General features: G+C 68.3%; 17 protein-coding genes and 1 tRNA gene. 3 read left to right on the top strand and 15 right to left on the bottom strand.

The window, feature by feature from the left end; genetic code table 11:
• Positions 1-8: 8 nt before the first annotated feature.
• From WFH23_RS00470 to secA, 3 genes are all read right to left on the bottom strand, one after another.
• Positions 9-84, bottom strand: a tRNA-Thr gene (locus WFH23_RS00470).
• Between the two features lie 36 nt (positions 85-120).
• The gene (locus WFH23_RS00465) at positions 121-1,095 is read right to left on the bottom strand and encodes a DsbA family protein (RefSeq protein WP_336661246.1); all 975 of its coding nucleotides are present in this window, start codon (positions 1,093-1,095) and stop codon (positions 121-123) included.
• A 62-nt stretch (positions 1,096-1,157) separates the two neighbouring features.
• Complete coding sequence (gene secA, locus WFH23_RS00460) at positions 1,158-3,899, bottom strand: preprotein translocase subunit SecA (protein WP_336661245.1); 2,742 nt, start codon at positions 3,897-3,899, stop codon at positions 1,158-1,160.
• Positions 3,900-4,024: 125 nt separating this feature from the next.
• Here secA and WFH23_RS00455 point away from each other — a divergent pair, with 125 nt between their 5' ends.
• A complete protein-coding gene (locus WFH23_RS00455; protein WP_336661244.1) occupies positions 4,025-4,837 on the top strand; it encodes a polyprenol monophosphomannose synthase in 813 nt (270 codons plus the stop codon).
• 65 nt (positions 4,838-4,902) lie between these two features.
• On the opposite strand, the gene hpf is transcribed toward WFH23_RS00455, so the two are convergent.
• The 11 genes from hpf to truB form a co-directional block, all read right to left on the bottom strand.
• On the bottom strand, positions 4,903-5,532 hold the full coding sequence (gene hpf / locus WFH23_RS00450) for a ribosome hibernation-promoting factor, HPF/YfiA family (protein ID WP_090146780.1): 630 nt from the start codon (positions 5,530-5,532) through the stop codon (positions 4,903-4,905).
• A 96-nt stretch (positions 5,533-5,628) separates the two neighbouring features.
• Positions 5,629-6,369, bottom strand: a complete 741-nt coding sequence (locus tag WFH23_RS00445; RefSeq protein ID WP_336661243.1) for a ComF family protein — start codon at positions 6,367-6,369, stop codon at positions 5,629-5,631.
• 115 nt (positions 6,370-6,484) lie between these two features.
• Positions 6,485-8,134, bottom strand: a complete 1,650-nt coding sequence (locus WFH23_RS00440) for an LpqB family beta-propeller domain-containing protein (protein ID WP_336661242.1) — start codon at positions 8,132-8,134, stop codon at positions 6,485-6,487.
• A 29-nt stretch (positions 8,135-8,163) separates the two neighbouring features.
• Complete coding sequence (gene mtrB / locus WFH23_RS00435; protein ID WP_211650127.1) at positions 8,164-9,864, bottom strand: MtrAB system histidine kinase MtrB; 1,701 nt, start codon at positions 9,862-9,864, stop codon at positions 8,164-8,166.
• A 7-nt stretch (positions 9,865-9,871) separates the two neighbouring features.
• Positions 9,872-10,555, bottom strand: coding sequence for an MtrAB system response regulator MtrA (gene mtrA / locus WFH23_RS00430; protein ID WP_090146770.1), 684 nt, complete (start codon positions 10,553-10,555; stop codon positions 9,872-9,874).
• Positions 10,556-10,645: 90 nt separating this feature from the next.
• Entirely contained in the window at positions 10,646-11,101 is a 456-nt protein-coding gene (locus WFH23_RS00425) for a metallopeptidase family protein (RefSeq protein WP_200330033.1), read from the bottom strand.
• Positions 11,102-11,119: 18 nt separating this feature from the next.
• The gene (locus tag WFH23_RS00420; RefSeq protein WP_336661241.1) at positions 11,120-12,520 is read right to left on the bottom strand and encodes a DUF5719 family protein; all 1,401 of its coding nucleotides are present in this window, start codon (positions 12,518-12,520) and stop codon (positions 11,120-11,122) included.
• Complete coding sequence (locus WFH23_RS00415; protein WP_336661240.1) at positions 12,517-15,594, bottom strand: glycosyltransferase; 3,078 nt, start codon at positions 15,592-15,594, stop codon at positions 12,517-12,519. Before WFH23_RS00415 ends, WFH23_RS00420 begins: the two co-directional genes overlap by 4 nt.
• A gap of 58 nt (positions 15,595-15,652) precedes the next feature.
• The gene (locus WFH23_RS00410; protein ID WP_090146764.1) at positions 15,653-15,967 is read right to left on the bottom strand and encodes a WhiB family transcriptional regulator; all 315 of its coding nucleotides are present in this window, start codon (positions 15,965-15,967) and stop codon (positions 15,653-15,655) included.
• A 166-nt stretch (positions 15,968-16,133) separates the two neighbouring features.
• Entirely contained in the window at positions 16,134-16,490 is a 357-nt protein-coding gene (locus WFH23_RS00405) for a hypothetical protein (RefSeq protein ID WP_090146761.1), read from the bottom strand.
• Positions 16,487-17,440, bottom strand: coding sequence for a tRNA pseudouridine(55) synthase TruB (gene truB, locus WFH23_RS00400; RefSeq protein ID WP_336661239.1), 954 nt, complete (start codon positions 17,438-17,440; stop codon positions 16,487-16,489). The genes WFH23_RS00405 and truB overlap by 4 nt, the downstream gene beginning before the upstream one ends.
• A gap of 72 nt (positions 17,441-17,512) precedes the next feature.
• On the opposite strand from truB, the gene WFH23_RS00395 reads away from it, so the two are divergent.
• A complete protein-coding gene (locus WFH23_RS00395) occupies positions 17,513-18,412 on the top strand; it encodes an A/G-specific adenine glycosylase (protein WP_336661238.1) in 900 nt (299 codons plus the stop codon).
• A gap of 9 nt (positions 18,413-18,421) precedes the next feature.
• Here the strand turns inward: WFH23_RS00395 and rbfA are convergent, their stop codons facing one another.
• Entirely contained in the window at positions 18,422-18,853 is a 432-nt protein-coding gene (rbfA, locus tag WFH23_RS00390; protein ID WP_200330041.1) for a 30S ribosome-binding factor RbfA, read from the bottom strand.
• Between the two features lie 101 nt (positions 18,854-18,954).
• On the opposite strand from rbfA, the gene WFH23_RS00385 reads away from it, so the two are divergent.
• Complete coding sequence (locus WFH23_RS00385) at positions 18,955-19,827, top strand: DUF805 domain-containing protein (RefSeq protein WP_336661237.1); 873 nt, start codon at positions 18,955-18,957, stop codon at positions 19,825-19,827.
• Positions 19,828-20,135: the final 308 nt, after the last annotated feature.

Genomic DNA, 20,135 nt, shown 5'->3' with positions numbered 1-20,135 from the left:
GAAGCGAATGGAGCCGCCTGTCGGACTCGAACCGACCACCTGCGCTTTACAAGGGCGCTGCTCTACCAGATGAGCTAAGGCGGCATGGGGGCGGACGATTGCTCGACCGCCCCGACTATCTTACTCGGAGTCGGCCGACTCGTTGTCAGCCGATGCGTCGTCCGACGAACCGTTCTGCTCGAGCTCGCCCTTCACCTTCAACAGGTACGACTCGAGATCGCCGTCGCGACTCTGACTCCACTGCTGACCGTTGACGATCACGGTCGGCGTGCTGACCAGTCGTTGCGGCTCGTCAGCATTCTGGGGCGTGACGCCGTCGGCGCCGAGCAGCTGGGCTCCCTTTGCGAGGCCCTGCATGCCCACTTCGCTGACCTGCTTGTAGTTCGCGGAGATGAAGCTCGCGAAGGTGCGATCCTTCACGCACTGGCGGAGCTCCGTCGTCGCTTCAGCACCGGCGGCTTCCGCCTGCTCGATGAGCTGGGCGTCCGTCAGGCCGGTGGTGCTCTCAGCCGGCTGGACCTCGGCGCTGAGCAGCGCGTTGTTCAGCTTGAAGGCGTGGTCGGGCTGCTGGTCGACGACGCAGGCGAACAGGTTCGCCGCTCGGGTGGAGTACTTCGAGCCGAGCGATGCATTGTCGAGGAAGTTGAGCGGGTACACCGTGAGCTCGACATCACCCGCACCGACGTAGTTCTCGAGCATCGTGCCGTACTGCTGCTCGAACTGACCGCAGAAGGGGCACATGTAGTCGGAGTAGACCGTGACCTCGACCGGGAGCTCATCGAAGTTCGCCTCGGGAGCGACGCGTTCGTCACCGGGCTGCAGAGCGGGGCCGGTGACGACCTTCAGATCCTTGCCGAAGACGGCGCCGCCCGACGCCATGTTCTCGGGGCCGGGGCCTGCCGGTTTGATCGACTGCGTCAGCACGAGCGCGATGATCGCGAGCACGGCGATCACGCCGACGGCGATGCCGCCCTGCAGGAAGAGGCGGTTCCGCTTCTCGCGCTTCTTCTCCTGCTCGCGCGCAGCGGCGGCCTCGACGCGCGCCTGGGCGCGCCGCTCATTCTTCGTGGGACGTGGATTCGTCTCGTTTGCCATGGAAGTTCTCTCAGTCGGTCCGCCGGAGCGGATCACGGGTCAAATCGGTAGGCACGGTCGCCTTACTTGTTCTTCGAGGAACGGCGGTCGGCGCGATTGGTCGCCCCGTTGCCGGACTGCTGCCCGAACGCGCCGCGTGCCTGACCCTGCTGGGCGGGCTTGCCTGCTGCGCTCTTCGGCGGCTCGGCTCCGCTGACCGCGGGAGCCCCGTCTTCGTCGGGTGCGCTGTAGCTGAGCTTCGACTGATCCGTTGCCTGCTCGGCCTCGAGCCCACCGCCTTCGAGATGGACGTGATCTTGCGGGCCCTCTGCCGGACGAACCTTGACCTCGAGGTTGTAGAGCAGCCCCATGGACTCCTCCTTGATCTGCCCCATCATGCCCTCGAAGAGGGTGAAGCCTTCACGCTGGTACTCCACGAGCGGGTCGCGTTGCGCCATCGCGCGCAGTCCGATGCCCTCCTTGAGGTATTCCATCTCGTAGAGGTGATCGCGCCAGCGGCGATCGATCGTGGCGAGCACGACGCGGCGTTCGAGCTCGCGCATGGCCTCCGCACCGAGCGTCTCTTCACGCTTGGCGTACGCGACCTCGGCGTCGGAGAGAATCTCCCGGCGCAGGAACGCGCGATCGACGCGGCGGGCGCCTCCGGCCTCGGCGACGAGCTCATCGACCGTGAGTCCTACCGGATACACCTGGCGCAGATCATTGAAGAGCGCGTCGAAGTCCCAGTCGCCGTCGTGGCCGTGCGAGTCGAGGATCGCGTCGATCGTCTGCTGGCGGAAGGTGTCGATGCGCGGCTCGATCTCTTCGCCGTCGAGGATCTGCTGACGATCGCTGTAGATCGCCTTGCGCTGGCGATCGAGCACGTCATCGTATTTCAGCACGTTCTTGCGGATCTCCGCATTGCGCTGCTCGACCTGGCTCTGAGCGCTCTGGATGGCGCGCGAGACGACCTTCGACTCGATGGCGAGGTCGTCGGGGAAGCTGTCGCGGTTCATCAGCGCGGCAGCGGCGCCCGAGTTGAACAGCCGCATCAGATCGTCGCCCAGTGAGAGGTAGAAGCGGCTCTCGCCCGGGTCGCCCTGACGGCCGGAGCGGCCGCGCAGCTGGTTGTCGATACGGCGCGACTCGTGGCGCTCGGTGCCGAGCACGTACAGGCCTCCCACCTCGATGACCTTCTGGGCTTCGCCGTTGACGGTCTCCTTGACCGCTGCGAACACGTCGTCCCACGCAGCCTCGTAGGCATCGGGATCGTCTTCGGTGGAGAGTCCGCGAGCCGCCATCTCCTGGACTGCGAGGAACTCGGCGTTTCCGCCGAGCATGATGTCGGTACCACGACCGGCCATGTTCGTGGCGACGGTCACCGACCCGAGGCGACCCGCCTGGGCGATGATCGCGGCCTCGCGAGCGTGGTTCTTCGCGTTCAGCACCTCGTGGCGCACGCCGGACTTCGCGAGGAGGCGCGACAGGTACTCGCTCTTCTCGACGCTCGTCGTGCCGACGAGCACCGGCTGGCCCTTCTCATACCGCTCGGCGATATCGACGACGACCTGCGCGAACTTCGATTCCTCGTTCTTGTAGACGAGATCCGGTTGATCCTTGCGCTGCATCGAGCGGTTGGTCGGAATCGGCACGACGCCGAGGCCGTAGGTCGACATGAACTCGCTCGCCTCGGTTTCGGCGGTACCGGTCATGCCGGAGAGCTTCTCGTACAGACGGAAGTAGTTCTGCAGCGTCACCGTGGCGAGCATCTGGTTCTCGGCTTTGACCTGAACGCCTTCTTTGGCCTCGATGGCCTGATGCATGCCCTCGTTGTACCGGCGCCCCGCCAGGATGCGCCCGGTGTGCTCGTCGACGATGAGCACCTCGCCGTTCAGCACGACGTAGTCCTTGTCGCGGGTGAACAGCGCACTCGCCTTGATCGCATTGTTCAGGAACGAGATCAGCGGTGTGTTCACCGACTCGTAGAGGTTCGTGATACCGAGGTGATCCTCGACCTTCTCGATACCGGGTTCGAGCACACCGACCGTGCGCTTCTTCTCGTCGACCTCGAAGTCGACGCCCGGCTCGAGCTTCCGCGCGATCCGGGCGAACTCGGCGAACCAGCGGTTGGCCTCGCCCGAGGCGGGACCGGAGATGATGAGCGGCGTGCGCGCCTCGTCGATGAGGATCGAGTCGACCTCGTCGATGATGGCGAAGAAGTGCCCGCGCTGCACGCGCTCCGAGGAGGCCGATGCCATGTTGTCGCGCAGGTAGTCGAACCCGAATTCGTTGTTCGTGCCGTACGTCACGTCGGCGTTGTACTGCTCGCGGCGCGTCGCCGGGTCCTGGCCCGAGACGATGCACCCGGTCGTGAGCCCGAGCGCGCGGAACACGCGGCCCATGAGTTCGCTCTGGTACGTCGCGAGGTAGTCGTTCACGGTGACGATGTGCACGCCTTTGCCCGCGATGGCGTTGAGGTAGGCGGGCATCGTCGCCACCAGGGTCTTGCCCTCGCCGGTCTTCATCTCGGAGATGTTGCCGTGGTGGAGATTCGCTCCACCCATGATCTGCACCGGGAAGGGATTCAGACCGATGGTGCGCTTCGCAGCTTCGCGCACCGCCGCGAATGCTTCGGGGAGCAGGTCGTCGAGCGTCTCGCCCTTTTCGAGCCGCTCGCGGAACTCCGTGGTCTCCTCGCGCAGCTCCTCATCGCTCAACTCCGCGAAGGTGCCTTCCAGATTCGCCACGAGCTTCGCCTGCCGCTCGAGCTTCTTCAGGATGCGCCCTTCGCCGACGCGAAGAAGCTTCTCGAGAACTGTCGCCACGTTGTCTCTCCTGTACGTTCGGCGCGGTGTGGTTTCCCATGATTCGGGATCACCGCCGTTGCCACATTGTGACAACTCCTCAGCTTAGCAATTGCATGCTCACTCCCGGCTGAGGAGATGCCAATATGGAGGAACCATACGTCTCGGCCTCCCCGCGTGCGGATGCTCGCGTCGCTCATCACCAGAGAAAGGACGCCATGCCGCCTGCAGCGGTTGAGCTGCTCGTCGTGCTCCCCACCTACAACGAGCGGGACTCGCTGGCCGCAGTGGTCGCCGGCGTGCGGCGGTCGCTTCCGGAGGCCGACATCCTCATCGTCGACGACGGGAGCCCGGACGGGACCGGCGCCATCGCCGACGCGCTCGCTGCTGACGATTCCCATGTCTCCGTTCGGCACCGCGCTGGAAAATCCGGCCTGGGAACCGCGTACGTGCTCGGGTTCGCTGCAGCGCTCTCCGACGGGTATCGCGCTGTCGTCGCGATGGACGCCGACGGATCGCATCGGGCGGAGGATCTGCCTGCGCTCGTCGCGGCCTCACGCGCTGGGGCCGGGCTCGTGATCGGCACGCGCTGGATGGAGGGCGGACGGATCGTCAACTGGCCGGCCTACCGCAGGTGGATTTCCCGCGGCGGCACATGGTTCGCCCGCGCTCTGCTCGGTTCGCGACTGCGCGATCTCACCAGCGGATTCCGAGTCATTCAGCTCGAATGGCTCCGCCGGATCGATCTCGAGGCGCTCGACTCGCAGGGGTACGGATTCCAGGTCGAGACCGCGTGGACGCTCGAGCGGATGGGCTGCCCCGTCACGGAGATTCCCATCACCTTCGTGGAGCGCGTCGATGGCCGTTCCAAGATGTCGCTCGGCATCGTGCTCGAGGCATTCGCCAACGTGGTGCGATGGTCATGGAGATCGCGAAGCAGACGCACCGCCGCCGACTGAGCGGAACGCGGCCGCGCCGTTCGAGAACGGCGCGCTGCATCCGCCCAGCCGGCGGCGCGGTGGATCTACTCGACTTCGGAGAGCGAGATCACTCCGTAGTTCCACCCCTTGCGCCGGTAGACCACGCTCGGATTGCCGCCGACCTCCTCGATGAAGAGGAAGAAATCGTGGCCGACGAGCTCCATACGATCGACGGCGTCTTCGACGGCCATGCGCTCGGCGGGGAACTCCTTGGTGCGGATGACCACCGGCGAATAGTCCTGCTCGCCGGAGTCGACGACCGGTACTTCACCGGTCGCGACGGCCTCGAGCACTTCGAGGGGCGCTGGGGTGACATCGATCATCTCGAAGTCGTTGGCGGCAGCATCCGCCAGTGACGTGCGGCCGCGGCCGCGGCGATCCTGTCGCTTATCCTTCATGCGACGGATGCGTTCGAGCACTCGCCCGTACGCGATGTCGAACGCCGAGTACTTGTCGCCTCCGGCGGACTCCGCGCGAATCACGGGCCCCGGCCCGATGAGGGTGATCTCGACGTGATCGCCGTGTTGAGGGCTCCGGTCGCTCTGCCGAGAGACTCTCACTTCGAACGCCTGGGCCCGGGGCAGCAGCCCCTCCACTTTGTCCGTTTTCGCTTCGACATAGCTTTCGAAACGATCGGTAATCCCGACGTTCTTGCCGCGGATGTTCACGTCCATGGTGACCTCCCTGGAGACTCGGGCGGGTGTGCCATCTGGCGCACCGTTACGCCTTTCTCGAACTCTACTCCACTCGCGCGACGCGTTTCCACCGGATCAGGGATTCTCCCGCGACTTCGCAGGAACACCTCGCGCATCGCGTCGCCCGGCCACGCACAGCGCCACCATCGCCACGACGTTCGCGCCCGCGTGCTCGAGCGCTTCCCGTGCCGCGCGCATGCTCGCCCCGGTTGTGATGATGTCGTCGACGAGCACGACGCGGCGCCCGCGAACGAGGCGTCGCGCGGAATGCCGCACCGCGATGCGCCGCGCGTTGCGTTCTCGTGCCGAGGCCGAGAGACCGACCTGCCCGACCCTGCCCCGCGTCGTCCGGAGCGCGCGCAGGCGCAGCGCCGGAATACGCGAGCCCCGGAGCGCTGCAGTGACGAGCAGCTCGAGGTGTCGGTACCCCCGCTTGCGCACCCCGTTCGGTCGCGATGGCATCGCGACGATGAGCGGAGCCGATGGCCCACCGCCCTCGGTGCGAGCCGCGCACCGGATCGCACTGAGCAGGGGGTCGCGCAGCACCGCTCCGAGCACTCGGCGAAATCCCACCCGCCCATCGTGCTTGAACGCCACGAGCACCGAGCGCAGTGGCCCTTCGTAGCTGCCTCCCGCGAAACAGGGCACCCCATCGTGCTCCCGCTCGTGCACGGCGGGCAGCTCGCCCAGCGCTGCGAGACAGACGTCGCAGCAATCGCGATCCTCTGCGCCGCACCCCACGCAGGCGGTCGGCAACACGAGCGCCGCGAGATCGAGCAGCAGCTCGCGGAGGTGCTGAGCGCGGAGAGTGGGCATGCGTCGAGTATTCCGAGACGGACTCCCGCATGCCGCGAGGACGGACATTCAGTGGAGAACCGCGGTGCGCGCCGCTCTGCCAGAGATCTGTGAGCGACGGCGGCGCGGCCCTCCCCTACCCGTGCTTCGCGAGCAGCTCGATGCCCGTCACGGCCCGCTGCCATCCGCTCCCCTGCGACGCATACAGGTCGCCCTTCGAACTCAGCACGCGCAACTGCGAGCGGGCCGAGCCGCCGGCGAGCTGCACACCCCCCTGCACGGCGCCCTGCTCCGCAGAGATGAGTCCGATACCGCCGATGGTGACGCGACTCGTCGAATCGGCCTTCGAGAGCACCGCGAACCGTGTCTGCCCCACCCAGTCGAGGTCGACGGGCGCACCACTCGTCCACAGGTGAACGTCGGCCTCGTCGGTGGTGCGCACCGGTAGCCCTTCCGCGTCCCGCTCCACACCGGCGACCAGCACCTGACTCCCCTGCTCGTCACGCACGAGTGCCGCGATCCGCATGCCATCGGGCGACAGGCGCACGGCGACCGGGGTCCGTCCGGCGAGCCACGGAGCAGCGATCTCGATCACCGAACCCTCCCGGGTCGTCGCCCAGAGCGTCTGAGGCGCCGACGCCTGCACGGTCCAGATGAAGTCGAAGGCGTCGAACATCGGATCGAGCAGCCCGTCGCGCTCATCGATCGGAACGACGCCGAGTGCGTCCACCCGCGTCACGCCCTGAGCGTTGAGAATCGCTGCCGCGTCCCCTTCCGGGTTGAGCGTGATCGCGCTCGGCTCGTAGTCGCTGAGCGAAGTCGCGAACCCCGGCGCGGCGACGAACTGACCTGCGACGATGGCCCCGAATTGCTCGTCTACGAGCACCGCAGGGTCGGTGACGTCGTTCAGCAGGCGCGGTTCGACGGCGTCATTCCTGGCCTCCGACCGGATCTGCGTGCCCTCTGCCGACAAGTCGTATCCGTTGACGCTCTGCACCGTCTGCAGGCTCAATCGCAGCTGCTGCCGAATCTCAGCCATCGCCGTCGTTCCGGCTTCGAGCAGATTCCCGGAGAGATCGACCTGAGCTCTGCCGTTCTCGATCGGCACCGAGTTCATCACGAGCGTCGTGCCAGAGGGGAATCCGCTGTGCAGCACCCCTGACATGCGCTCGCCGGGCCCTTCGAGGAGGGCGCTGACGATCTCGGTCGGCAGCGCGGAGCGCGTCATGAACCAGCGCGTCTCCGGCACCATGATGCCTCCCGGCCCGACGAAGTACAGCTGATGCGGGGCCCAGATCGTGGTGAAGGTCGTCGTATCGAGGATGATGCCGTTCGGAGCCGACGAGATCCGCCACTCGCCGCCGACGCGTTCGAGCTCGAACCGCAGCTCGGTGTTCGCACCAGGTTCGACCGGCAGCATGAAGCCCTCGGCATCGACGGTTGCGAGAGCCGAGATCTCGAGCGTGCCGGAGCCGTCGTCGTTCTCCGTGTACGGCCGGCTCCCATCGTCGACGAGGACGTTCGACGACGGATCCCACTGCTTCGCGTAATCCGGCGAGAGGAACTCTCGCGCGGTCCCGTAATCGTCGGCGCTCGAGACCGCCGCGAGCACGAAGCCGCGCACGACATCCTCCTGGGAGGATCCCGAAGCCGGCCCGGCCGCGTTGAACTGCACCGGCTGCTCGGCCTGCTGAAGGTCTTGGGCACCGACCTGCACCGGGCCGGAGCTCGGGATGGCGGTGCAGGAGGTGAGCGCCAGCGAGGCTGCGGCGGCTGCCGCGAGCACCAGGGCCCTCGTCCGTATGCGGAATCGTCTCACTTCCGACCCTCCTTCCGGATGCGGCGGCCCGGGCGCCTGAGCCAACCGCCCGTGGCCTGCGGATCGGTCTGCTCCGGTGTCACGTCTTCGGGGACGAGCGGCAACGGCGACATGAAACTCGTGATGCCGTCGCCACGAGGCAGCGTGAGCCTGAAGTTCGTTCCGACACCGAGCTGCGACCAGGCCTCCAGGATGCCGCCGTGCACCGCGGCATCCTCCTGTGCGATCGCGAGCCCCAGGCCCGTGCCTCCGAGCGTCCGCTTGCGGGACGGGTCGGCGCGCCAGAAGCGGTCGAAGACGTGGGCGAGATCCTCCTCCCGCATGCCGATGCCCCAGTCGCGCACCGACAGCGAGATCGCGGCCGCGTTCGAGTCGATGGACACCACGATGCTCCGCCCCTCGCCGTGCTCGATGGCGTTGCCGACGAGGTTCGAGACGATGCGCCGAATGCGTCGGGCGTCGACATCGATCGGCGAATAGCCTCCCAGAGCGCGCACCTCGATGATGCCCTCCGACAGCGGCTGCAGCCCCTCGACCACCTCGGTCGCCAGGGTGACGAGGTTCGTCGGCTCCGTCTCGAGTGTGACGCGGCCGGCGTCGTAGCGGGAGATCTCGAGCAGATCTTCGAGGAGCGTCTCGAACCGGTCGATCTGACCGCCGAGCACCTCCACTGCGCGCTGCTGACCCGGCTCGAGGCCGTGCGTGCTGCTCTGGAGCACCTGGCTCGCCAGGCGCACGGTCGTCAGCGGTGTGCGCAGCTCATGGGAGACGTCCGAGACGAAGCGCTGCTGCATCTCGGAGAGCTGGTCGAGCTCCTCGATGCGCATCTGGAGCGTCTCGGCCATCTCGTTGAAGCCCTCCGAGAGCACGTCGAAGTGCTCATCGTTCTGCAACGGCATCCGCGCGTCGCTCTCACCTGACGCGAGACGACGGCTCGCGGCTGCGGCGGAGCGGATCGGCCGGAAGACGATGCGGGACATGATCCAGACCAGGATGCCGATGAAGGCCATCATCGCCGCGGCTGTGATCAAGAGGGTGCGCTGCACGAACGAGAGCGTGTCCTGCGTGTCGGCGAGGTTGTATCCGATGAAGAGATCGTAGGTGCCAGCTCCGGCGGGGAAGGTGACGCTCGAACCGACCACGATGCCGGGCGACGGCGAGCCATCCTCCTCGATGAACGTGACGGCCTGCCAGTACTGGGCCGCGGTGCCCGCTTCGACGGCGTGCGCGAGCTCCGGGGTGACCGCCTCCGGCAGCAGCGAGCTCGTGAACGAGGGCGGCGGTGCGTCGGCGAACACCTCCTGACCGGCCTGCCTGCGCAGGTAGACCATCTGGCTCGAGGTCGTGTCTCGCACGGTGCGCCGCACCGAGGCGGCCAGCGTCGAGAGGGCGCCACGATCAGACGCATCTGAGGCGTCGATCTGGCGCTGCGCCGCGAGCGTCGCGCGCGCCGAGTCCTGCAGCGCCTGCTCCTGCCGGGAGGAATAGAGGTCGCTCGCGACGCTGCCGAGGATGAACAGGCCGGCGGTCAGCACGATGAACCCGGTGACGAGCCCGGTCACCGTCATCGTGCGCACCATGAGCGACCGCCGCCAGCGTGCGCGGAATCCTCCGAGCACCGGCTCGGAGAATCGCAACCAGCGCACTCGGATTCGCCGGAGCGCGGTGACGAGGCGGGAACGGCGGGAGCGCGTCATGGCGCTCCTACTCGACGGGCGTGCCGGCCCGGTACCCGACGCCCCGCACAGTGGTGACGATGGTCGGGTGATCGGGATCCTGCTCGATCTTCGCGCGCAGGCGCTGCACATGGACGTTCACCAGACGGGTGTCGGCCTTGTACTGGTAGCCCCACACCTTCTCGAGGAGCACCTCGCGAGTGAACACCTGCTGCGGCTTGCGCGCCAAGATCGCGAGGAGATCGAACTCGAGCGGCGTCAGCGGGATGGACTGGGATCCTCGGCGCACCTCGTGCGCCGACACATCGATCGTCAGATCTCCGATCCGCAACGACTCGGCGCTCTCCTGCTGCGGCTCGCGCAGGCGGGCTCGGATGCGGGCGATGAGTTCGGCCGGGTTGAACGGTTTGACGACGTAGTCGTCGGCCCCGGCTTCGAGGCCGCGCACCACGTCCCGCGTATCCGTGCGAGCGGTCAGCATGATGATCGGGGTACCCGACTCGGCTCGAATCTTCTCCGCGACTTCGATGCCGTCGAGTCCGGGCAGCATGACGTCGAGCAGCACGAGGTCGGGGCGCATCTCGCGGAATCTCTCGACCGCATCGGCCCCGTCGGCAGAGTGCTCCGTGACGAACCCTTCGGCCTGCAGCACCATGCCCAGCATCTCCGCCAGAGCCCTGTCGTCGTCTACCACCAAGATACGCGCGCTCATGGTCTCCATTATGTCTGCAAAGCATCGGGATACGCGGAGCATCGCGCGGTCGCCCTCGTGGCGAGGTTCGGCGTACCGATGTCGGCGACGTCAGTAGTGCTCGAAACGACCGGGAATCAAGTCCCACGGATCCGCGCCGAGATACTCGCAGACGGCGCGATACACGCAGTACTCGAGGAACGCGCGCCGGTGCTCGGCGTCGTCGACGTGCAGCGTCTTCGCGCGCTGGATGGGCATCCGATAGAGCACGATGCTCTTCGACGGCCGGTCGATCATGTAGAGCAGCGGGAGCTGGCTCTCGCCATCGCTCGTAGGCGCGGTCTGGAAGCCGAATCGCACCCCGTGCAACTCATCCGGGAGATACCCCTGCACGACTGCGATGGCAGCGCGGGCATCGGCCTCGAAGCGTCGGAAGCGACCCTCGGGATCGGGGAGCGCCGGGCCCGTGAGCGAGGATCGGATCGGACGCCGCCCGTGCCGCGACGCCCGCGCCCTCGACGGCATTGCGGGAGCATCTCGAGAAGGAGCACGACGACGACCGAACATGCCCTCAGTCTACGTCGGCTAGCGCGGGTAGACCGTCAGCGTGCCGTCCCGCGGATCGGGTGCGAGGATCGGGTACCCGGCGATCGCGGAATCGGACACGTACCGCACGCCTGCATGGACGGGTGCCGAACTCGTGAGGATGGCGTTCGCCGGAGCATCCAGCACGACCGCTGCGCCCGGCCGGACGGTCTCGGTCGTGTCCTTGCCCTTGCCATCCGCGCGCGCGATGGTGATCTCTGCTTCAGTGTCCGCCGGATTCACGACGACCAGACGCCCACCGGCCACGACGGGCGCGGCGACCTCGGCGTCGGCGGCGATGACGGGAGCCGGAGCGAACCACTCGAAGTCGTGCTCCCGGGTGTCAGCATCGTCGGCTGAACCGGCAGCGCCCGCGATGATGGGAACGTCGGCGTCGATGACGAGCGCGTTCGCACCGTCCGGCAGCGTTCGGACACTCAGCTCTCCGACCGCGTTCGGCGCCAGTTCGATCTCGCCGACCTCAGTGCTCTTCCCATTCTTGTCGAGCACGCGCACTGATGCGGTGCCAGCGAGCTCCCCCGGGGCGAGCGCGCGGACGATGAACGGGAACGCGTCCCCCTCACCCGAATCGTTCGGGCCGCGGTCGTCTCCGTCCGCATTCTCGATCGCCGGGATGACGAGCGAAGTGGACGGTTCGACCTGCGGTGTCGCCCCGGAGACGCCGAACGGGGTGATGCCCGAGCTCTGCGCCACCCCGACGTGCGCGGTGACCGGAGCTCCCGTGCTCACGACGCGCACGGCGAGCCGCTCGCGATCGGGCGCGTACCCGTTGAGCGACACCGTGTGCTGGGTGCCTGGAGCGACGATCACTCCGGCCGTCTGCACCGAGTCGACTGCGCCGTTCTCGTCGTACACGGCGATCGAAACCGTCGCCGGCACCGTGCCCGGGTTCCCGAGACTCAGCGTCGTCGAGAAGCCGAGCGACGAAGCGCCGCCCATGATCCACTGCTCATTGCTCGGTTCCGCGCAGCTGCTCGCCGCTGCGCCCCGCAGGTTCTCGGTGTCGATCGCCTGGAACTGCGCCGCGGCGAGCGGCTGCGACATCGGCGCGAAGACGACACTCGGAAGGCCCGTTCCCTCACCGCGCGCGAGCGTCGCAGTGCCCGATGCTTCTCCGGATACCGCGGTCGTGGCTTCGCCGACGGGGATCGCGACTCCCGGCCGCCCAGGGTCGGCGCCGAGTTCGGAGAAGGACCCGGCACACGCAAGCGTGCGCGCCGTGTCCTGCGTCGTATCGACCGTGAGCGCGAGCGGTTCGTGCACCACCGCCGGCAGCGGAACATTGCCCATGAGCACGACGCCGCCGACGGCCGCCGCCGTCACCAGCAGACCGGTGACTGCCCGGGCGCCGCCGCGCAGTAGCCGTGAACGATCGGTCATCGTCCGTCTCCGTTCGTCTCGTCGGTCGTCCGCTCGCCGGGCGCATCAGCGGTCCGGTCCACTGCCGGCTCCGCTGTGGGCTCCGCTGCCGGCTCCGCTGTGGGCTCCGCAGGGTCCGTCTGCGCGTCGGCCGTGTCAGCCCGCGAGTCGGCCGGCGCGGCGGGCGCGGTCGCCTCGGTCGCCGCGGTCGAACGTGCACGAGTGGCGCGGTTCTTCCGGCGCGATGGGCGCCTGCGCTTCTCGGGCCGCCAGGTCACTTCGGCGGTGGGAAGCGCGAGCAGGATCACGCCGAACAGCACCGCGAGCTGCACCGCCCAGACGGTCGTGCCGCTCAGCGAGGTGCCTCCCAATCGAGTTGCGGAGTCGCCGACTTCGGCATCCTGGCCCGGCGCCTGCTGAACGCGCCAGAGCAGTCCTTGATCGGTGAGTCCGGCGTTCGCGAGCGCCTGATGCTGATCGAACACCCGCTGCAGCTCCGAGCGCTCCGCGTCGTCTCCGCCGACGGGCAGCAGCACGAAGCCGACACCCGCTGATTGCAGCGCTTCGGTCACGTCGCGCCCGCCGACGCTCGCGAGACCTGCGACGAGTTCGGCGACCTGGCGGTCGGCTTCCCGCTCCTCCGGCGTGGTCAGCGCGGTGCGGATCTCGTCGAGACGCAGGCCGCTCCCCGTCACGAGCTCGGCGCGGACGGCATGATCGCCCTCCGCGGTGATCACGAGGGTGCGCACTCCGGGGTCCGTCTCCCCCGCGGCCTGCACCAGCGCCGGCATCTGGGAGCTCGCCGGAGCGAAGGGCACACGATTCAGCACGAGCTGCGCTGAGACCGGGAGCACCGCGATGATCGCAGCGGCGAGAGCGACGGCGACGACCGGAGTCGCGCCGCGCCGCAGTGCGGCCGCGCCGACCGCTGCGAGTCCGAGGAGCGCGATCCAGTACAGCGCGAGCCCGGAGCCCGTCCAGACAGCGATGCTCGAGCCTCCTGCCGCGGTGAGCTGCAGCTGCCCTGCCGCGACGGCCGTCGCGAGCCCGAGCGCGCCGAGCGCCGAGTGCAGCAGCGTCACGGCGACGCGCCCGGTGAACAGGCCCAGCAGGGCGAGCAGCGCGAGCGGGAGCATCAGTACTCCGATGAGCAGCGTGGCCGGAGGCCCGCCGAGGCCGATGCCGTCGAGAATGCCGGCCCAGCCCTCGAGCCCGAACTCGGGGTAGCCGATCAGCAGATGCCAGGTCGTGCCCGGCTGGAAGGGAGAGTTGATGCCCGGATCGAGGAGCACGTCGAGGGGGCGCCCCGAGACGATGCTCGCGAAGAACTTCGGCGCGAAGAGGATGGCCGGCACGAGAGCGGTCGTCAGCACGCGGGCGACGCCGCGCAGGGTTGTGAACAGCCCCAGAATCAGCATGATCACCGCTGCGGGAATGAGGATCGGCGCGGAGGCCAGCGCGGCTGCGGCGAGCAGTGACGCCGTTCCGGCCCAGCTCCACGACTCCCGGCAGCGGGACGCCGCGAGCAGCAGCCACGGGAGCACGACGGCGAGGACGAGGGTCTGCAGCCGGCCGGCTTCGATGGATCCCAGGAGCACGGGGCTCAGCGCGAACCCGAGACTCAGGAGGGCTCGCCCCGCTTTCGACTCGGTGAGCTGAGCCGCCCAGATCCAAGCGCCGAGCGCTGTGAGCGGGATCGAGACGATCATCAGCAGCACGACCGCGTGCGACGGGTTCCAGAACGTCAGCGTCCCGATCAGCGCGAGCACCCAGGTGAACGGATCGGCTGGAATCCCATCGATCGGGCGCGTATTCGCCCAGAGCTGGTCGAGCGGGCTCAGCGGAGCGAGACCGCCCCCGAAGAGGCTCGTCTGCGGGAACGCCCACCACATCAGCACGACGGCGGCGACCGCCGCCGCGGAGAGGACTGCGAGTCCGCCCATCGAGATGAAGTGCATCTCGCGTCGCTGCCGCCCGGAGGACGCAAGGATCGCTTCACGGTCGATCATGCGCGCGGTGCGCACGCTCTTCGGGTCGATGCGCAGCTGCCGCACGGCCGACCAGCCTGCCGACGAGTGCGCTGCGATGCGGCGACGGGAGGCGAGGATCGCGTGCGGTCGGAAGAAGACGGCGAAGGCCGCCACGAACTCGCCGACCATGTACCCTGGCTGCTCGCGGATCAACGCCCACAGCACCCGCAGCAGCGCGTATACCGGCAGGCACAACCAGGTGAGAAACGCGACGACGGGCGAGGCGTAGGCGATCCGGCGGTGCAGATGCGCGGTGCGCGCCTGGCGGTGCGCGTGACGGAGCACGGAGCGCCTGCGATCGATGCGCGGGCCTGCCACACCGCTCTGGGCGAATCGTACGCGCGACGCGGGGGCCACCTCGACGCGATGACCGGCGAGGCGGGCGCGCACGCAGAAATCCAGGCCGTCGTCGTACACGGGAAGGGCGGGGTCGAAGCCGCCGAGCTCGTCCCAGACGTCGCGGCGCACGAGCATGCCGACGGGTCCGACGCCGAGCACGTCTTGCATGTGGTCGTACTGCTGCTGGTCGAGCTCCTGGCGGCGGAGGGTCCACCGCGAGCCGTATCGAGTGAGACTCTGGCCGAGTTCGATGATGCGGTCGGGATGATCCCAGTCGACCAGCTTCGGCCCGGCGACGACCACCGATGGCGAGCGCTGCACGCTGCTGACGATCCGCTCGAGCGCTGCAGGTTCGGGGCACGAATCCTCGCTGAGCAGCCAGATCCACTCATCCGGAGCCGTCCCCGGCAGCAGTTTCGGCTGCCCCTCCCCCTGCCGGGTGAGGGGGGCGTCCGCTCGTACGCCGGCATTGCCCTCATCGGAGGCCGGAGCCATTGCTTCCACGGCGCGCGCGACCGCCTCGCCGAACGGCAGCCGCGACGGGAGGCCGACCACGCGGTCCGCGCCGCTCGCAAGCAATTGCTCTCGAACGTCGTCAGAGCCGCCGTTGTTGACCGCGATGATGTTCGCGGGCGCGAGCGTTTGCCCGGCGATGCCGGCTATCGTCTGGTCGAGCCAATCGCCGCCCCGCTGGGCGACCAGGATGGCGGTTACTCGGGTGCGCATCACTCGGCAAGTCTAGGCGCGGATCATGTGCGCGCCCCGGAGCCATGCCGGGCGCTGATCAGATCGCTTCTCGGCGGAGCTTGCGGCGCTCGCGCTCCGAGAGACCGCCCCAGATGCCGAAGCGCTCGTCGTTCTCGAGCGCGTACTCGAGGCACTCCGACCGGACTTCGCAGCCCTCGCAGATTCGCTTCGCTTCGCGCGTCGATCCGCCTTTCTCGGGGAAGAACGCCTCGGGATCGGTCTGCGCGCACAAGGCGTCCGTCTGCCAGGACAGTGCCTCTTCGTCATCGCGCCGGATCCCGGGAGTACCGAGGAAGACCGGGTCCACGAACCAGTTGCCGGGTACCGGCGTGTGCGAAGTGTCGCTCAACATCCCGTCCCTTCCTCGACTTCAGCGGCTCGTGCTCGCAACCGCGCTCACATAATTACACCGTTGTGATTCCCTCAAGTCAAGCTGAGGATTCTAAACCCTCAATCACGCATTGAGGGTGGAGGACACGCCAGCGAGTCGCAACTGTACGCGAAACCGCCATCCGAGGTCAGCCCCAGATCACCAGCATCCGGTACGTCATCACGCCGACCGAGAGATGCACGACGGCGAGCACCAGGTTCGCCCAGCGCGTGCGGTCGACCAAGGCCCAGAATCCTGCCCCCAGCGGAAGCATCAGCGCGACGATGAGATACATCCAGAACTCGAGTGGATCCCCCGCGGGCGCGTTGCCGGCGGCCGGTGCCGCGATCGCCACGACGACCTGCGCGATCAACGCCAGAGCGACGAGGAGCGTGGCGCCCATCGTGAAATCGTTCGGCGCGCGTCGGCGCAGCGCCTCCACCAGGCAGAGCACCGCGGCGGCGAGAGCGACGACGATGACCGCGACGCCGTACCAGGCGATCATGGAGCGCCTCCCGTCTCCACCGGGAAGTTCGTGACGGCGCGCACTCGACCGCGCTTCACCTGCACCAGACCCACGAGACGCTCCCCGGGCCCCACGGCCGCCGCGATGGAGGCGTCGGGGACGACGGCGGGATCCACCTCGAGTTTCTTGCCGTTGCCGAGGTCGATCGTCTGCTCTGCACCGAGATCCAGGCGCGGGAACAGCGACGTGGCCACCGACGTCGGAGCGAGGAGCGCCAGTGCGCCGCCCTGCGCGAGCGCCTCCGTTCCGACAGCGTCCGCGACATCGAACGGGCCGACGCGCGTGCGACGCAGCATCGTCAGATGACCGCCGACCCCGAGTGCCTTTCCGAGATCCCTCGCGAGGGCTCGGATGTAGGTGCCGGTCGAGCACCGTACCGTCGCGTCGATGTCGATGACAGGCGCCCCGGTGTCGTCGACCCCGTGACGAGCTTCTCCCAGTTCGAAGGTGTGCACGGTGACCGGTCGCTGCTGCAATTCGACCGCCTCGCCGGCGCGCACCCGATCATAGGCGCGCTGCCCGTTCACCTTGATGGCGCTCACTGCACTCGGCGCCTGCAGGATGTCCCCCGTCAGCTCCGCCGCCGCGGCGCTGATGCGCTCGGGCGTCACCTCGCCCATGGCTCCCGCATCCGCGGTGCTGATCCGCTCGCCCTCGCGATCATCGGTCACAGTCGCGTACCCGAGTCGAATCGTCGTGAGGTAGGTCTTGTCGAGCCCGACGAGATGCGTCAGCAAGCGCGTCGACGGCCCCGCACCCAGCACGAGGAGGCCCGTCGCCATGGGGTCGAGGGTGCCGGCGTGCCCCACCTTGCGTGTGCCGAGCGCACGCCGAGACTTCGCGACGACGTCATGGCTCGTCCAGCCCTCCGCCTTGTCCACGAGCAGAATGGCGCCCTGCGCGGGCAGAATGGCTGGGTCGTTCGTCACCCGTTCAGCCTACCGGCGGCGGCAGCGCCCTCCCGCCGCCCCGCATCCGAGAGGCGGCCTACACTGGAGCCGATGAAGCCGACCGAAGACGTCGCCTCCGAGATCGCGGCGGCGCTGAGCGCCTGGTTCGCACGCGCAGCGCGAGACCTGCCCTGGCGGGGCGCCGACGTGACGCCCTGGGCGATCCTCGTCTCCGAGTTCATGCTGCAGCAGACCCAGGTGGAGCGCGTGCTCCCCCGCTGGGTCGCCTGGATCGAACGCTGGCCGACACCCTCTGCGCTCGCCGCCGACGAGCCGGGCGAAGCGGTACGGGCGTGGGATCGCCTGGGGTACCCCAGGCGCGCGCTCTGGCTGCATCGTGCCGCCGTCGAGATCAGCGAGCAGCACAGCGATGCGGTGCCGTCGAACGTCGACGACCTGCTGGCGCTCACCGGCATCGGCCCGTACACCGCGCGCGCGGTCGCCGCCTTCGCGTACGGTGAACGCCACCCGGTCGTCGATACCAATACCAGGCGCGTGATCGCGCGGCTCGTGCACGGCCGCGCAGCCGCCGGCATGCCTGCACGGGGCGACCTCACCGATATGGAAGCGCTCCTGCCCGAATCTCGCGAGTCGGCCGCCGTGTTCAACGCGGCAGCGATGGAGCTCGGCGCAACGGTGTGCACCGCTCGGGCTCCTCGATGCGGCGAGTGCCCCGTGGCCGCATGGTGCGAGTGGCGAGGCGCCGGCTACCCCGACAACGCACCTGAGAAACGACCGAGGCAGGCGAAGTTCGACGGAAGCGACCGCCAGGTGCGGGGCCGGATCATGGCGCTGCTGCGTCGCTCGAGCACGTCCGTCGACCGCGAGACCGCGCTCGACGCGGCAGCCGAGGGAGGCGTCCGCGATCCGGAGCAACCGCGTCGCGCGTACGACTCGCTCCTCGCCGACGGCCTCGTCATCGAGCTCGACGGGAAGGCGCGCCTGCCCTAGGGAGTGCCCCTAGCGGTCGTCGTCCTCGCGCGGCTTCACATACGGGTCCTCTTCACCCGCGTACTGCGCCTGAGCTGCGAGCGCCGCGGCTTCATCGTCTCGCCGCTTGGCCTCCGCGAGCAGCTCGTTGAGATGCTGGGCGCTTTCGGGGAGTTCGTCGTGAATGAACTCGAGCACCGGGGTCAACCGCGTGCCGAGCTGCTTGCCGACCTCGGTGCGCAGCATTCCCGTCGCCGCCTTCAACGCGGCCGCCGTGTCCACCTGCTCCTGCTCGTCGCCGTACACCGTGTAGAACACGCTCGCCTGCTGCAGATCGCCAGTGACACGCACATCGGTGATCGTCACGAAGCCGAGGCGCGGATCACGGAGCCCCTTCTCGAGGCGCCGTGCGATGATCTGCTGGATGCGCTCGGCGACTTTTCCCGCCCGTGGATTGCTCATGCACCCAGACTACCGCCGGATTTCTCTCAGACGATGCGTACGCATGCCCCTACGATGGATGCAGTCAGACGTACGCGACGAACAGTTGAGGAGGCGTCTTCATGACGTACCCGCCCACCCCCGAGAACCCGGAACAGCCCGAGAGCCACGATACGGGCAAGTCCGTGCCGGGCTCCGCGCCGACCGACGACCAGCCGACACCCCCGAACACCGCGCCTCCGCAGTACCAGGCCCCGGAGCAGCCAGAGCAGCCGCAGTACGGAGCACCGCGGTACCAGGCCCCGCAGCAGCCAGAGCAGCCGCAGTACGAGGCTCCTCAGTACCAGGCCCCGCAGCAGCCCGAACAGCCGCAGGCGCCCTACGCCCCTCCCGCAGCCTCCCTGTACCCCAATCAGCCCCAGCCGCACTACGCCTCGGCTCCGGCCTACGCAGCCGGCATGACGGGCGTCCCGGGCCCGGGCGAGCCGTTCAACGGCGCGACCGACCCTGAAGATCTCAGTCGCCCGCTCTACGGAGCGACCTTCGGCCAGGCGATCCGCCGCTTCCTCAAGAATTACGCCGGCTTCAGCGGGCGCGCATCCCGGAGCGAGTACTGGTGGGTCGCACTGTTCAGCTTCCTGGTCACGCTCATTCCGCTGGCGCTCTACATCATCGGCGTCGTGATGCTCGCGGTCGCGAGCGACAATTCCTCCACGTACGACGACGGCTTCGGCGACGGATACGGTTCGGCCGCCGTCGCGCCAGCGGCAGGCCTGGGGCTCACGCTCCTCTTCGTCGGCCTCGGGCTCCTCATCGTGATCGGGCTCGCTCTGCTCGTGCCGAGCATCGCCATCAGCTGGCGCCGCTTCCACGATGCGAACTTCGCCGGCCCGTTCTACTTCTTGAGCTTCATCCCCTACGTCGGCGGCCTGGTCGTGCTCGTCTTCATGGTCTTGCCGCCCAGCCCGCTGGGTCGGCGCTTCGACCGCGTGTAACTGCTCGCGGCCGTCTCGAAGGCCCGCGCCCGCTTCGGCGGCGCGGGCCTTCGTCGTACCTGCTCGCTGACGCGCGGCCCCGTACTCGGGCTCACGCAGGAGATCCGCGCTTCAGCAGGATAGCCGCGCTCGAGCAGTAGCTCATCGCTCGAGCAGGGGATCCGCGCTCCCCCGGGCCCGATCGCAGCAACCGGCCCGCACGAGCGCGGATCTCCTGCACGGCGACGCCCCGCCCCCAGGAGGAGCATGACGGCCTGGGCCTCCTCCCATGGGCCGAGAACATGTTCTGCGCACGCAACAGGGGCGGG

This window comes from Leucobacter sp. USHLN154 (assembly GCF_037145595.1).
Classification (GTDB): Bacteria; Actinomycetota; Actinomycetes; order Actinomycetales; family Microbacteriaceae; genus Leucobacter; species Leucobacter alluvii.
Note: the sequence above shows the minus strand (reverse complement) of the source record. Positions and strands in the feature narration are given on the sequence as shown.

Excerpts from the sequence above, each read along its gene's own strand:
- WFH23_RS00415 (WP_336661240.1), bottom strand. The coding sequence starts at position 15,594 with ATGCGCACCCGAGTAACCGCCATCCTGGTCGCCCAGCGGGGCGGCGAT.
- WFH23_RS00410 (WP_090146764.1), bottom strand. The coding sequence starts at position 15,967 with ATGTTGAGCGACACTTCGCACACGCCGGTACCCGGCAACTGGTTCGTG.
- WFH23_RS00385 (WP_336661237.1), top strand. The coding sequence starts at position 18,955 with ATGACGTACCCGCCCACCCCCGAGAACCCGGAACAGCCCGAGAGCCAC.
- WFH23_RS00395 (WP_336661238.1), top strand. The coding sequence starts at position 17,513 with ATGAAGCCGACCGAAGACGTCGCCTCCGAGATCGCGGCGGCGCTGAGC.
- WFH23_RS00465 (WP_336661246.1), bottom strand. The coding sequence starts at position 1,095 with ATGGCAAACGAGACGAATCCACGTCCCACGAAGAATGAGCGGCGCGCC.
- WFH23_RS00445 (WP_336661243.1), bottom strand. The coding sequence starts at position 6,369 with ATGCCCACTCTCCGCGCTCAGCACCTCCGCGAGCTGCTGCTCGATCTC.
- WFH23_RS00455 (WP_336661244.1), top strand. The coding sequence starts at position 4,025 with ATGGAGGAACCATACGTCTCGGCCTCCCCGCGTGCGGATGCTCGCGTC.
- mtrA (WP_090146770.1), bottom strand. The coding sequence starts at position 10,555 with ATGAGCGCGCGTATCTTGGTGGTAGACGACGACAGGGCTCTGGCGGAG.
- mtrB (WP_211650127.1), bottom strand. The coding sequence starts at position 9,864 with ATGACGCGCTCCCGCCGTTCCCGCCTCGTCACCGCGCTCCGGCGAATC.
- rbfA (WP_200330041.1), bottom strand. The coding sequence starts at position 18,853 with ATGAGCAATCCACGGGCGGGAAAAGTCGCCGAGCGCATCCAGCAGATC.
- WFH23_RS00425 (WP_200330033.1), bottom strand. The coding sequence starts at position 11,101 with ATGTTCGGTCGTCGTCGTGCTCCTTCTCGAGATGCTCCCGCAATGCCG.
- WFH23_RS00405 (WP_090146761.1), bottom strand. The coding sequence starts at position 16,490 with ATGATCGCCTGGTACGGCGTCGCGGTCATCGTCGTCGCTCTCGCCGCC.
- WFH23_RS00420 (WP_336661241.1), bottom strand. The coding sequence starts at position 12,520 with ATGACCGATCGTTCACGGCTACTGCGCGGCGGCGCCCGGGCAGTCACC.
- hpf (WP_090146780.1), bottom strand. The coding sequence starts at position 5,532 with ATGGACGTGAACATCCGCGGCAAGAACGTCGGGATTACCGATCGTTTC.